Origin of the sequence: Brachybacterium equifaecis, from assembly GCF_023509525.1 — a bacterium.
GTDB classification, from domain to species: Bacteria; Actinomycetota; Actinomycetes; order Actinomycetales; family Dermabacteraceae; genus Brachybacterium; species Brachybacterium equifaecis.
Genome location: NZ_JAKNCJ010000001.1, coordinates 206848 through 219994 on the forward strand (window position 1 = coordinate 206848; position 13147 = coordinate 219994).

The 13147-nt window shown below is 70.8% G+C and carries 13 protein-coding genes; 6 read left to right on the plus strand and 7 right to left on the minus strand.

Annotated features, from left to right (window positions below):
- Positions 1-84: 84 nt before the first annotated feature.
- The 3 genes from Bequi_RS00970 (at position 85) to Bequi_RS00980 (ending at position 2422) form a co-directional block, all read left to right on the plus strand.
- Positions 85-1020, plus strand: coding sequence for a mechanosensitive ion channel family protein (locus Bequi_RS00970; RefSeq protein WP_249736134.1), 936 nt, complete (start codon positions 85-87; stop codon positions 1018-1020).
- Positions 1021-1075: 55 nt separating this feature from the next.
- Entirely contained in the window at positions 1076-1552 is a 477-nt protein-coding gene (locus tag Bequi_RS00975) for a globin (protein ID WP_249736135.1), read from the plus strand.
- Between the two features lie 105 nt (positions 1553-1657).
- Entirely contained in the window at positions 1658-2422 is a 765-nt protein-coding gene (locus Bequi_RS00980; RefSeq protein WP_249736136.1) for a MerR family transcriptional regulator, read from the plus strand.
- Positions 2423-2426: 4 nt separating this feature from the next.
- Here Bequi_RS00980 and Bequi_RS00985 read toward each other — a convergent pair whose 3' ends face one another.
- Positions 2427-2909 carry an acyl-CoA thioesterase gene (locus tag Bequi_RS00985; RefSeq protein WP_249736137.1) on the minus strand — a complete coding sequence of 161 codons (483 nt, stop codon included), beginning with the start codon at positions 2907-2909 and terminating at the stop codon, positions 2427-2429.
- Between the two features lie 30 nt (positions 2910-2939).
- Between Bequi_RS00985 and Bequi_RS00990 the strand changes: the two genes are divergently transcribed.
- On the plus strand, positions 2940-3854 hold the full coding sequence (locus Bequi_RS00990) for an acyl-CoA thioesterase (protein ID WP_249736138.1): 915 nt from the start codon (positions 2940-2942) through the stop codon (positions 3852-3854).
- A 36-nt stretch (positions 3855-3890) separates the two neighbouring features.
- Here Bequi_RS00990 and Bequi_RS00995 read toward each other — a convergent pair whose 3' ends face one another.
- The 6 genes from Bequi_RS00995 to Bequi_RS14320 all read right to left on the minus strand — a co-directional run bounded on the left by Bequi_RS00995 (position 3891) and on the right by Bequi_RS14320 (position 10895).
- Complete coding sequence (locus Bequi_RS00995) at positions 3891-5243, minus strand: ABC transporter substrate-binding protein (protein ID WP_249736139.1); 1353 nt, start codon at positions 5241-5243, stop codon at positions 3891-3893.
- 90 nt (positions 5244-5333) lie between these two features.
- Complete coding sequence (locus tag Bequi_RS01000) at positions 5334-6167, minus strand: carbohydrate ABC transporter permease (RefSeq protein ID WP_249736140.1); 834 nt, start codon at positions 6165-6167, stop codon at positions 5334-5336.
- A 12-nt stretch (positions 6168-6179) separates the two neighbouring features.
- Positions 6180-7043 carry a carbohydrate ABC transporter permease gene (locus Bequi_RS01005; protein ID WP_249736141.1) on the minus strand — a complete coding sequence of 288 codons (864 nt, stop codon included), beginning with the start codon at positions 7041-7043 and terminating at the stop codon, positions 6180-6182.
- A 161-nt stretch (positions 7044-7204) separates the two neighbouring features.
- On the minus strand, positions 7205-8887 hold the full coding sequence (gene ettA / locus Bequi_RS01010; protein WP_249736745.1) for an energy-dependent translational throttle protein EttA: 1683 nt from the start codon (positions 8885-8887) through the stop codon (positions 7205-7207).
- Between the two features lie 133 nt (positions 8888-9020).
- Entirely contained in the window at positions 9021-9731 is a 711-nt protein-coding gene (locus Bequi_RS01015) for an HAD family hydrolase (protein WP_249736142.1), read from the minus strand.
- A 75-nt stretch (positions 9732-9806) separates the two neighbouring features.
- Positions 9807-10895: a YlbL family protein gene (locus tag Bequi_RS14320; RefSeq protein WP_249736143.1), complete on the minus strand. Its 1089-nt coding sequence runs from the start codon at positions 10893-10895 to the stop codon at positions 9807-9809.
- A gap of 153 nt (positions 10896-11048) precedes the next feature.
- Here Bequi_RS14320 and Bequi_RS01025 point away from each other — a divergent pair, with 153 nt between their 5' ends.
- Both Bequi_RS01025 and Bequi_RS01030 read left to right on the plus strand, forming a co-directional pair.
- On the plus strand, positions 11049-12566 hold the full coding sequence (locus Bequi_RS01025; protein ID WP_249736144.1) for a zinc-dependent metalloprotease: 1518 nt from the start codon (positions 11049-11051) through the stop codon (positions 12564-12566).
- Positions 12547-13131: an NUDIX hydrolase gene (locus Bequi_RS01030; protein WP_249736145.1), complete on the plus strand. Its 585-nt coding sequence runs from the start codon at positions 12547-12549 to the stop codon at positions 13129-13131. The genes Bequi_RS01025 and Bequi_RS01030 overlap by 20 nt, the downstream gene beginning before the upstream one ends.
- The last annotated feature ends 16 nt before the right edge of the window (positions 13132-13147 follow it).

Here is a 13147-nt window from a genome sequence, read left to right on the forward strand (position 1 = left end):
GGACCGAGCCTGCTCCGGCCGGGTAGCGATTCTCACCGCTGCCCGGCCGGACTGCGCACGGGGTCCGCGGCTAGGGTCGAGAGTATGGATCTGGTCGAACTGCTGAGCGCCCCCTCGACGGAAGGCGCGCTGTCCCTCGCGGACAGGATCTGGACATGGCTGCTCTCCAGCGGCGTCACCGTCGTCATCATCATCGTGGCCGCGCTGATCCTGCGCATGGTCGCAGCGTGGCTGATCCGCCGCTTCTTCCGCACCATGCGGGAGGGCGGCACGCGGCTGAGCAGCATGACGAGCGCGATGGCGGGCCGCGATCAGCGCACCGCGCGGATGGCCCAGCAGCGCCGTGCGCAGCGCATCAGCACGCTCACCTCGGTGAGCGTGAACATCGCGAGCATCGTGATCGGCATCGTGGCCCTCGTGATGGTGCTCTCCGCGCTCGGGGTGAACGTCTCGCCCCTGATCGCGAGCCTCGGCGTAGCCGGTCTCGCTGCCGGCATCGGCGCCCAGACGATCATCAAGGACATGATCGCCGGCATGCTGATCCTCTTCGAGGACATCGTCGCCGTCGGGGACACCGTCGACTTCGAGTACGCCAGCGGCACCGTCGAGGCCGTCAGTCTGCGAGCCACCCAGATCCGCGCGCTCGACGGCACGCTGTGGACCGTCCGCAACGGCGAGGTGATCCGCATCGGCAACAAGTCCCGCGGCTTCGCGACCGCAGTGGTCACCCTGGACATCGACTCCGGCGCCGACAACACGGTCGTCAGCACCGCCCTCGCCGCCGTCGCGGATGACCTGGCCAGCGACGAGGCCTGGGCGGATCTCATCGATCCGCCCGTGGAGGTCAGCGGCATCCTCAGCGTCGACGGCGCGCGCATGCAGCGCCGTGTCACCGTGAAGACCGTCGCCGGGCAGCAGTGGGCGGTCGAGATGGAGCTGCGGCGCCGCATCCGCATCGCCTTCCGCGCCGCGGAGATCGACTTCGCGCTCCCCCGCTTCGAGGGCTCCGCGAAGGCCTGAGCACTCCCCTGCATCGCGGCCGCGGTCGCAGCACCCGAGAGGACGAGAGCACCCCATGACGATCCCCCTGCGACCGGCCGGCCCCGGCCACGAGCCCCAGCAGACCTTCCACGAGGCCGTCGGCGGGCACGAGACCTTCGTGCGCCTCGTGGACCGCTTCTACGAGGGCGTCATCACGGATCCGCTCCTGCGGCCGATGTACCCCGAGGCCGAGACGGACCCCGCCATGCCCGGGGCGCGCGAGCGGCTGACGATGTTCCTCGAGCAGTACTGGGGCGGCCCGAAGACCTACGGCGAGCAGCGCGGCCATCCGCGGCTGCGGATGCGCCATGCGGTCTTCCCCGTCTCCCCCGCGGCTCGGGACGCCTGGCTGCGGCACATGCGCGCGGCGGTCCTCTCCCTCGAGCTGCCGCCGCTGCAGGAGGAGACCCTGTGGGACTACCTCGAGCGGGCCGCGCACTCCCTGGTCAACACGCACGACGGCGGCGAGGCCCCGATGGCGCCGGGCAGCATCCCGGGCCACCTCGACTGAGCACCGGTCAGCACGCCCAGATGCACGGACCGGGGCGGAAACAGTTCGCGTCTCTCTGGGAGCCTTGACCTTGACACTGTGTGAAGCGGTTGGGTGGGGGTCGACATGTTGAGCATCGGAGAGATCGCGCACCGCACAGGTGTTTCACGGCGCATGCTGCGGCACTGGGAAGGCGAGGGGCTACTGACCCCAGCTGCCACCGACCCAGTGACCGGGTATCGGCGCTACCAGGACAGTCAGCTGGGGCGCGTGCGAGTCATCACGCGACTGCGGACGCTCGGATTCGGCTTGGCCGAGATCGCGCAGCTGCTCGACCCTCTGATCGAGCAGCCTGCGCTGGTAACGCTTCTCACCCACCAGGCAGACACCCTGCAGCGCCAGATCACCGAGGCTTCGACAAATCTGGTCCATGTCCAGCACCGTCTGGACGTCATTCAGAGCATGTCCAAGGAGATCGTGATGAATCTGTCCCTCGCCGCACTGCCCCACTTCGAGATCTGGGGACTGAGCAGCGCTGTCCTCGACGAGACCGACATCCCTCACGCCGTGGAAGAGCTGTACCAGGAGCTTCCGCCATCCGATGACGAGATCGTGCTTCTGTACGACGGCACGCGCGACGACCAGATCACTGTCTCGGTCGGGAGCATCGCGCGCCCCGAATCTGAGGCGGTCAGCAGCATCGTCGTGCAGGAGGCACCGGAAGGCGTCACGGTCACTTTCGACACGCCCCCAGAAAGCATCGGGGATGCCTGGGTCCTCATCGAGGCCGAGCTCGAGAAGCGGCACCTGATGAGTTTCGGTGTCTATCGGCAGATCAACAACGCGACGGGCCGGGTCACTCTGCAAGCTCCCGTTCGCGAGCGGAGCTGATCTGTCAGCTGCGGAACGCGATCGGCTCGTCCTGAAGCGCGGCGAGGACCTCGCGGCTGGAAGCGTCCAGGCGCGAGGTGCCTCCCGTGGCGCGGTCGACGATGACGATCGTCGTGCGCGCGCTTGCGTAGGGCGCGGCGCCTTCGCCATCATCGCTGCGCAGGATGCGGTAGTCCACATCGAAGCTCGCCCCGCCGATGCGGGAGACCCACAGCCGCACCAGCACGCCTTCGCGGAGGTAGTCGATCGGCCGGTGGTACTCCAGGCGCTGGGAGGCGATGAGGGTCAGCATCGCCGAGCGCGGCCCGAACAGGTCCAGCTGGGTCGCGCGCGCCTCGGCGCCGCGGGCGAGCTGCTCGGGGGCGGGCGCCCAGAACGCCGCGATCCTCGCCTCCTCCAGCAGGCCGACCACCGCGGCGTTGTTCACGTGGGCGTAGGCGTCCAGATCGCTCCAGCGCAGGGGGATGACGACATCGAGATGAGGCATCCGCCCATGGTAGATCGGTAGCATCCGGCCATGGCCACCGCACCCGAACCGACCCCCGATTCCGTCTCCGCCGCCCTGCTGGACCTCCTGGATCTGCGCGAGGTCCCCGCAGATCTCCCCGAGTCCGGGCCCGCGCATCCGGGCCCCGCCGGCATCTTCGAGGGCGAGACCCGCCCGCAGCCCGGTGGGCACGTGTTCGGCGGCCAGGTGATGGGCCAGGCCGTCGTCGCCGTCGGCCGGACGGTCCCTGCCTCCCGCCGCATCCACTCGATGTACTCCTACTTCCTCGCCCCCGGGGATCCTGCCCTGCCGATCCGCTTCGAGGTCGATGCTCTGCGCGACGGCGGCTCCTTCTCGGTGCGCCGGGTGCTCGCCACCCAGGCGGGCCGCACGATCCTCGCGATGACCGCGTCCTTCCAGGAGCAGCAGTCCGGCCTCGAGCACCAGGACCGCGCCCCGTCGGCCCCGGACCCCGAGGGGCTTCCGACCACCGCGGACGTCCTCGCGGGCATCGACCACCCCGTCGCCCGCTACTGGGCGACCCAGCGCCCCATCGACATCCGCCATGTCACCGATCCGATCTACCTGCGGCCCGACGGCAGCGCCGCCGAGACGCAGATGCTGTGGATGCGGGTCCTCTCCCCCGTCGAGGCGCCCGGCCTCGTGCACGATGCGATCCTCGCGTTCGCGAGCGACTACACGCCCTTCGAGCCGATCATGCGCCGCCAGGGGCTGACCTGGGTCACGCCGGGCCTGCGCATGGCCACGATCAACCACGCGATCTGGTGGCACCAGCACGCCGATCTGAACGACTGGCTGCTGTACGTGCAGCGATCCCCCTCGGCCTCCGGCGGACGCGGCCTCACCCAGGGCCAGCTCTTCGCGCGCGACGGCTCGCTGGTGGCGACCGTGACGCAGGAGGGGATGATCCGCACCGCGCAGTGAGCGCGAGCGGATCATCCCCTCCTGGAGCGGGCCCGATCAGGCCATCGCGGCGTTCCCGGCCTCCTGGGCCTGCGGGAGGCCCTCGGCGGCGCTGAGGCGGCCGATGAAGATCTCCTGGAAGATCGGGAACGCAGCGGTCAGCCCCGCGTTCGCCTTCGCGCCGGTGTCGGCCATGGCGGGGTTCTTCGCCGCCTCGACGAACACGGAGACGTCCTGGCCGAGCTTCGACCAGTAGTGGACGAACGCGCTCTGCACCTCGGTGTTGCCGGGGAAGGAGATGCCCTTCTCGCCGATCGGCCGCTGGCCGTCGGCCGAGCCGAGCCAGGTGAGGAGCTGCGCGATGCCCTCCTGCTTGTCGTCCTCGGCCTTCGCGTTGCCGACGGCGACCACGCCGTGCACGAGCGACTTCGCCCCTGCCGGGCCCGCGACCATGGGCGCGATGCCCCACTCGAACGAGTCGCCGATGCCCTCGTTCAGCGCGGTCAGGCTGTAGGGGCCGGACTGGAACAGGCCGAGCTTGCCCTGCACGAACAGATCGCGGGAGAAGTCGCCGTTCTCGTTGGTGTCGGCGGCGCTCGGGGCGACCTGCTGGACGTTCACGAGATCCGCGAGGTACTGGAACGCGGCGATGCCCTCGGGCGAGGCGAAGGTGTAGGCGTCGTCCTCCTGCCACGTGGCGCCGTTGGAGGCGAGGAACGGCCCGATGATCGCCTGGCGGTCGGCCTGGGAGTTGAACCCGAACTGCGCACGGGAAGCAGCGTCGAAGCCCTCCTCGCCGGGGTGCTTGCCTGCGCCGTCGACGGTGAGCTTCGCTGCGGCCTCGCGCAGCGAGTCGGTGGCCGCGGCCGGATCGAAGGCGAGCTTCGCGGGATCGATGCCCGCGGCCTCGACGAGGCCCTTGTTGTAGAACAGCGCGATCGAGTCCCACAGCTGGGGGACGCCCCAGAGCTTGCCCTCGCGGGTGTAGAGCTCGACGACCGCCTTCTCCCACTGGTCCGCGCCCTCGGTGACCACGTCATCGATCGCGACCAGGTTGCCGGAGGACTGGTACTGCACGTAGTTCGCGGAGTTCATCCAGTAGACGTCGGGCGCGGAGCTGTTCTTCGTGCCGGCAGTGGCGACATCGAGCGGGAGGGTCGTCCAGTAGTCGGACCACGGGACGACGTCGATGCTGACGCTCCAGCCCGTCTTCTCGGTGAACGCGGCGAAGGACTCCTCGTAGGCCGCGCGGGCCGAGTCGTCCCACAGGCGGAAGGAGAGCGTCTTGCCCCCGCCGCCGTCGGAGCCTCCCGAGCCTCCCGAGGTCCCGGAGGGCGAGCAGGCGGCGGCAGCGGCGGAGACGGATCCGGCTGCGGCGAGAGCGGTGAGCATGCGGCGGCGAGAGAGCATTGGTGACCTTCCGGCGAACGGGACTGCGGTGCGCCCATATTGTCACACCTTCAACTACCGTGAGCGGGACTGTGTCCGCCGATGACGCTCTCAGCGCAGCGCGCCGGCCCCGATCGAGCGGGTGAGCTGGCGCTGGAAGATGATGAACAGCACCACGAGCGGGATCATCGCGATGGTCGTCGCCGCCATCACCATCGTCCAGTTCGAGTTGTACTGGGACTGCATCCCCGAGGTCGCCACCGTGATCGTCTGCCAGGGCGGACCCGAGGTGATGACCAGGGGCCACATGAAGCTGTTCCAGTGCGTGACCACCGTGATCAGCACCAGGGTGATGATGATCGGCCGGTTCAGCGGGATCACCAGGTTCCACAGCAGCCGCAGGGTGCCCGCGCCGTCCAGGCGCATCGCATCCATCAGCTCCCCGGGCATCGCGCGGAAGTTCTCGCGCAGCAGGAAGATCGCATACGGCGACCCCAGCACGAACGGGAGCACGAGGGCCCAGAAGGTGTCGCGCATCCCGGCCTGGGTCAGCATCAGGTAGAGCGGCACCACCACGACCACCTGCGGCACCATGAGCGTGGCCACATACACCCAGAACAGCAGGTCGCGACCGGGGAACCGCAGCAGGGCGAAGGCGTAGGCGGCGAGCACCGAGAAGACCATCTGCCCGATGAGGATCACCGCGACCATCTGCAGCGTCACCGCGATCGGCGCGATGAGCCCCCCTGCGTCCGTGGTGAGCAGAGCCTGGAAGTTCTCGAGGGTGGGCGGGGCGGGCAGGGCGAGCGGGCCGTCCTGCACGAACTGGCGGGGGGACTTCAGCGCGGTCAGGACCGACAGCGCGAAGGGCGCGAGCGTCAGGAGCGCGGCGATCGCGAGGATCGCGTAGGTGGCGGCATAGCCGAGCAGTCGGCGGGCGTGCATCGTGTGCCTCTCTCAGCTCATGTCGTAGGTGATGCGGCGGCCGAACCACCGCTGCTGCACGATCGTGATGACGACCAGCAGCAGGAACAGGATCACGGCCACCGCGCTCGCGGTGCCCATGTTGAAGGAGACGAACGCCTGGTTGTAGACCAGCGAGGCGATGACCTCGGTGCGGCGGGCCGGGCCGCCCCCGGTGAGCGCGTAGATCATGTCGAACACCTGGAAGCTCGCGACCACCTGGGTCACGGCCAGGAAGAACGTGGTCGGCCGCAGGAGCGGCACCGTCATGTGGCGCAGGATCTGCAGGGGCCCGGCGCCGTCGAGACGAGCGGCCTCGTAGATGGACTCGGGGATCTTCGACAGCCCCGCCTGGAAGAACAGCGAGACGTACCCCACGTTCTGCCAGATGGCCACGAAGGCGACGGCGGGCAGCGCCAGCGACGGTGAGGTCAGCCACTCCACGCGCATCCCCAGCAGCGCATTCAGGGCCCCTGTCGAGGGCTGGAAGATCCACTTCCAGACCACGCCGAGCGCGAGCGGGGCGCACACCCACGGGATCACCACGAGCACGCGCACGATCCCCGATCCGGGCAGCGCCCGGTTCAGCTGCGTGGCGAGCACCAGGCCCAGCCCGAGCGAGAGGGGCACGGAGATCAGGGTGAACAGGGCGGTGACCAGCAGGGAGTTCGCAAGCACTCCCCCGGTCAGCAGGCTCGCGTAGTTCTCCAGGCCCACGAACTCGCGGGTCCCGATGAGGTCCCAGCGGTACAGGGACACAACGAACGCGAGGAGCACCGGCAGCAGGATGAAGGCGGTCACGCCGATCAGGCTGGGCGCGATGAGCAGCCAGGCGACGAGGGGACTACGGGGGCGCATCGCTCCAGTATCCCCCCGGGCAGCGGTGCCTCCCGCCCCCGCGCGCCGCTGCGCCCGCGGGCGCAGCGCTGCCGCGCGCACGCCGTCCGGATGCGCCGACGGGCCCCGTCCGCTGGGGACGGGGCCCGTCGGCCCGAAGCGCTGCGGGGCAGCGCCCGCGCTCAGCCGCGGGTGAGGCGGCGGTGCGTCACGCGGTGGGGACGCGCGGCGTCCTCGCCCAGGCGCGAGACCTTGTTCTCCTCGTAGGCCTGGAAGTTGCCCTCGAACCAGTACCAGTTCGCGGGGTTCTCCTCGGTGCCCTCGTAGGCCAGGATGTGGGTCGCCACGCGGTCCAGGAACCAGCGGTCGTGCGAGACGACCACGGCGCAGCCCGGGAACTCCAGCAGCGCGTTCTCGAGCGAGCCGAGGGTCTGCACGTCGAGGTCGTTGGTGGGCTCATCGAGCAGGAGCACGTTGCCGCCCTGCTTGAGGGTGAGCGCGAGGTTCAGGCGGTTGCGCTCGCCGCCGGAGAGCACGCCGGCCTTCTTCTGCTGGTCCGGCCCCTTGAAGCCGAACTGGCTGACGTAGGCGCGCGAGGGGATCTCGACCTTGCCGACCTGGATGTAGTCCAGCCCGTCGGAGACGACCTCCCAGAGGGTCTTCTCGGGGTCGATGTTCTCGCGGTTCTGGTCGACGTAGCTGATCTTGACGGTCTCGCCGATCTTCAGCTCGCCGCCGTCCAGGGGCTCGAGGCCGACGATCGTCTTGAACAGCGTGGTCTTGCCGACGCCGTTCGGCCCGATGACGCCGATGATGCCGTTCGGCGGCAGCGAGAAGGAGAGGCCGTCGATGAGCTTGCGGTCCCCGAAGCCCTTCTCCAGGTCCTTCGCGTTGATGACCACGTTTCCGAGCCGCGGGCCCGGCGGGATGGTGATCTCCTCGAAGTCGAGCTTGCGGGTCTTCTCGGCCTCGGCGGCCATCTCCTCGTAGCGGGCCAGTCGCGCCTTCGACTTCGTCTGGCGGCCCTTCGCGGAGGAGCGCACCCAGTCGAGCTCCTCCTTGAGGCGCTTGGCGAGCTTGGCGTCCTTCTTGCCCTGCACCGCCAGGCGCTCCTCCTTCTTCTCCAGGTACGTGGAGTAGTTGCCCTCGTAGGGGTAGAGGTGGCCGCGGTCGACCTCGGCGATCCACTGCGCGACGTGATCCAGGAAGTAGCGGTCGTGCGTCACGGCGATGACGGCGCCGGCGTACTCCTGCAGGTGCTTCTCCAGCCACAGCACGCTCTCGGCGTCGAGGTGGTTGGTGGGCTCGTCCAGCAGCAGCAGGTCGGGCTTCTCCAGGAGCAGCTTGCACAGCGCGACGCGGCGGCGCTCGCCGCCGGAGAGGTGGGTGACCTTCTCATCGCCGGGCGGGCAGCGCAGCGCGTCCATCGCCTGCTCCAGCTGGGAGTCGAGATCCCAGCCGTTCGCGTTGTCGATGTCGGTCTGGAGCTTGCCCATCTCCTCCATCAGCGCGTCGAAGTCGGCGTCGGGCTGAGCCATCTCCTCGCCGATCGCGTTGAAGCGCTGGACCTTGCGGTACAGATCGCCCATGCCCTCCTGGACGTTCTCCAGGACGGTCTTGGTCTCGTCCAGCGGCGGCTCCTGCAGGAGGATGCCGACGCTGTAGCCGGGGCTGAGGCGCGCCTCGCCGTTGGAGGGGGTGTCGAGCCCGGCCATGATCTTGAGGATCGTGGACTTGCCGGCGCCGTTGGGGCCGACCATGCCGATCTTGGCTCCCGGGTAGAAGCTCATGGTGACGTCATCGAGGATGACCTTGTCTCCCACGGCCTTCCGAGCCTTGTACATCGTGTAGATGAACTCTGCCACTGCAGCTCCCATGCATGTCGTCTTCGAGGCGCGGCCTCACGGCGCGCGCACGATTCCCACCCTACCGGCGGGCCGCCCGGCGGGTCAGGGCGCGGGCGGGCAATGAGGGCAGAGACTCAGTGCACTGCGGCGATCAGTCCAGCGGCACGCCCCGGGCCCGCAGCACACGACGCGCGATCTGCGCCCCGTGCTCGGGGGCGTCGCCCTCGGCCGGGGGCTGCTCGCCGTTGCGGGGCCACAGGTGCGCATCGATGCCCAGCGCGCGGGCCGCCTCGATGTTGTCGGCGCGGTCGTCGAAGAAGATCACGTCGCCGGGGCGGGAGACGCCGCCGTTCTCATGGACGAGCACGTCCAGGAGGATCCGGTAGATCTCCGCGTCGGGCTTCGCCACCCCCTCCTCCCCCGAGATGATCGCGAAGGAGAACGCCTCGAACCAGTCGGCCCGGCGCACCGCCTCACCGAAGGCGATGGAGGCGTTGGACAGCAGCACCAGGCGCACTCCGTTGCGGGCGAGGTCGTGGAGCAGCTCGCGCGCGGCGGGGTCGAGCTTCAGGAAGTAGCGGTCGTCGGCGATCTGCAGCTCCCGCGCCTCCTCGGGGCTGAGCGAGTCGATGCCAGCGGCGGCAGCGACGCGGCCCCAGTACTCCTCCGGGCTCAGCTGCCCGAGGTCGTAGCCGGGCCGGTGCTCCCACAGCGCCTCGCGCACGGCCGTCTCCTCGCCCCCGGTGAGGGCCTGGACGTCGGGGACGGGGTCATGGCCGGCGCTCAGCACGCCGCCGAAGTCGAGGACGACGGTGAGGCGCTTCGGATCGGCGACGGCGGGGCCGCGGCGCTTCTTGCTCACGGGGACTCCTTCTCGAGCGGGTGGCTGATTCTTCGGGCGGGTGCGGCAAGGCGGGGTGGCGGGGCGGCGGGGCGATCAGCCGCAGGTCGGCAGGGCGGAGACGTCTCCGCCCTCGCCGATGGTCTCCACGGCATGCAGGGCGCCCTCGAAGGTGTCGACGCGCACCACCTGCAGGCCGTCCGGGATGCGGCCGACGACCTGCTCGCAGTTCCCGCCGGGAGCGAGGAAGTACTCGGCGCCCTTCTCGCGCGCGCCCACCATCTTCTGACGGATCCCGCCGATGGGGCCGACGGCGCCGTCCTCGTCGATCGTGCCGGTCCCGGCGATCTCGGCGCCGCCCGTGAGCGCGCCGGGGGTGAGCTCGTCGTAGACGCTGAGCGCGAACATGGTGCCGGCGCTCGGACCGCCGACCTCGCCGACGGCCAGGTGCACCTCGAAGGGGAACACGTGGCCGGTGGCCAACACGATGCCGAGCCGCGGCACGCCGTCGCGCATCTCGGGGGTCACCGCGATCTCCTGCTCCGCGCCGTCGCGGCGGACCGTGAGGCGGACGTCCTGCCCCGCCGGGGTGGCTGCGGTGAGCGCCTGGAAGCCTGCGGGATCCGCGGCGGCGCTGCCGTTGACGGTGAGGAGCTCGTCTCCTGCCTCGAGGAGCCCGTCGGCCGGAGCGCCCGTCTCGACGCCGGCGATGAGGACGGCGTCGGTGTAGGGGATCCCGAGCTCCTCGAGGGCCACGGCGACGGCGCCCTGCTGCGAGGTGCTCATCTGCACGCTGGTCTGCAGGGTGGTCTCGTCCTTCGTCTGCTGCGCGGGGAAGACCACCTCGCGCGGCATCACGGCCTGGCTGCGATCGAGCCAAGCGCCGATCACCTCCAGGGGCGTGACCGTGTAGCCGGGGCCGCCGTCGACCGCGACGGTCGTCATCATCAGCGCGCCGTCAGTCGGGTAGGTCTCGCGGCCCTCGATCTGCAGGATCTTCTCGCCCTCGTACTCGCCGAGGACGTCGATCGCGGGGCCGGGCCGCTCGATCACGTACGGCACGGGCAGGAGCATGGCGCCCAGCAGCATCGCGCACAGCAGCGCGAGCGTCGCCATCGCGAGTCGGGGGCGGGCGAGCGCGCTGCCCGCTCGGGCGAGGCGGCGGGGGGCGCGGAAGGAGCTCACCTCGCCATTGTGCCGCGCTCCGGCTCCCAGGGGCGCACAGACATACCGGGGCGTGCGCACAGTCGGGTCCAGGTCACGCTCGCTACCCTGGCCCCATCCAGCGACGACGACCGTGCGGCGAGAGCGCCTGCGCTGCCCCACCAGGAGGTGCCCATGAGCCAGGACCCGATCTCCCGCAGCGGCGGAGGGGACGAGGAGGCGCTGCGGCGCTTCCTCGAGGAGACGTTCGGCGGGGCGCTGCCGCCGGAGGCGCTCGAGGGAGTGGACCTCTCCGAGCTCGCCAAGCACGCGAATCTCCCCACCGATCCGGCGATGCTCAAGGCCGCCGCCGCGCAGATGCAGCACATGTTCGCCGCCCAGGACGACGGCCCGGTGAACTGGACCCTCGCCCAGGACCTCGCGCGGCGCACCGCGCAGGGCGCTGTGCAGATCCCCGGCGCCCCGGCCCCCGAGGGCACCCCGGGCGATCCGAACCCTTCCGAGCAGCAGGTGCGCGAGCTACGCGACGCGGCGAACATCGCCGCCCTGTGGCTCGCCGACGCGATCGACCTGGACCTGCCCGCCCAGGACCTCGAGGTCTGGAGCCGCGGCACCTGGCTTCACCGCACGCTCCCCCGCTGGCAGTCCACCGTGGAGCCCGTGGCGAAGTACATGGCCAGTGCGATCGGCGATGCCATCGGCGCGCAGCTGCGCCAGGCGGACATGGCCCTGCCGGGTGACCCGGCCGCGATGATGGAGCGGATGGGCGGCACCATGTTCGGCGTCCAGTTCGGCCATGCCATCGGCTCCCTCGCGCGCGAGGTCACCGGCACCACCGACCTCTCGCTCCCCCTCGGCCCCGAGGGCCGCCCGGCCCTCGTCGCCGCGAACGTGCAGGACCTGATCGCGCAGCACGATCTCGACGCCCCGGCCGCGCGCATCTTCCTCGCCGCGCGCGAGCTCGCCCACACCACGCTCTTCGCGCGCGCCCCGTGGCTGGGCCGGGCGCTGTTCTCGGCGATCGAGGACTATGCCCGCGGCATCACCCTGGACCTCGACGCCCTGGACGAGATGGTGCGCGACATCGACCTGTCCGACCCGGCCGCCATGCAGGCGCGCCGGCCCGAGGAGATGTTCCGCTTCACCCGCCGGGCCTCGCAGGAGCGCGCCCTCCAGGAGCTCTCCACGACGCTGGCCCTGGTGGAGGCGTGGGTGGACCACGTGACCACCCAGGCGCTCACCGGGAAGCTTCCCCAGCTCGAGGCGCTGCGCGAGGTGCTGCGGCGCCGCCGCGCGAGCGGATCCCCGGCCGAGGAGATGCTCTCGCGGACCGTCGGCATCGAGCTGCGCCCCCGGCGCGTGCGCGAGGCGCTCGCGTGGTGGGACAGCGTGCTCGCGACCGAGGGCGTCGCGGGCCGCGAGGCCAAGTGGGCCCACCCCGATCTCCTGCCGAGCCTCGAGGTGCTCACCGGGACCCCGCAGGCGCCGCGGCCCGACGCGGCACCGGTCGCAGGAGCCCCTGCCGCGGAGCCCGGTTCCGGTGAGGAGCCGGGCGCCGAGAGCGAGGGCGCTGCGGGGAAGGACGACCTGGAGGGCATGGTGCTCCCTGCGGACTTCGACGCCGAGCTCGCCCGCCTGCTGGATGAGGCCGGCGAGGGCGATGCAGGTTCCGATGGCGACTCCCGCTCCTGAGGCGCTGGCGCGGCGCGCGGCCGAGGAGCTGCGCGCCGCGACCGGTCCCGGCATCGACCCGGAGATCCGGGAGGACTATCTGCGACTGCTCCGCGCCGCGCCGAGCGCGCTCCTGCGCGAGGGCGCGGCCCGCGACCACGAGGGCGGGAAGCTGCACTTGACCGTCAGCGCCGTGATCCTCGACGACTCGCTCGCGCGCACCGTGCTGGTCTTCCACCGGAAGGCCGGGGTCTGGGTGCAGCCCGGCGGTCACATCGAGGCGGCCGACGCCTCGCTCGAGGCCGTCGCGCGCCGGGAGGCGCTCGAGGAGACGGGCCTCGCGGATCTCGAGCGGATCGGCGACGGCCCGGCGCTCCTCATCCCCCACGGGCCGGCCGACACCTTCGGCTCCTGCGGATCGCACTGGGACGCCGTGTTCGCTCTGCGGGCCCCCGGTGCCCAGCCCGCACTGCACCCCGAGGCGGGATCGGACGCGGTGTGGGCGCCGCTGACGGATCTGCCGCCGGGCACGGCCGAGGACATCGCTCCGCTGCTCGCGGACGTGCAGGCGGCGCTGGGGATCTGAGGCGAGCCCGCTCTCG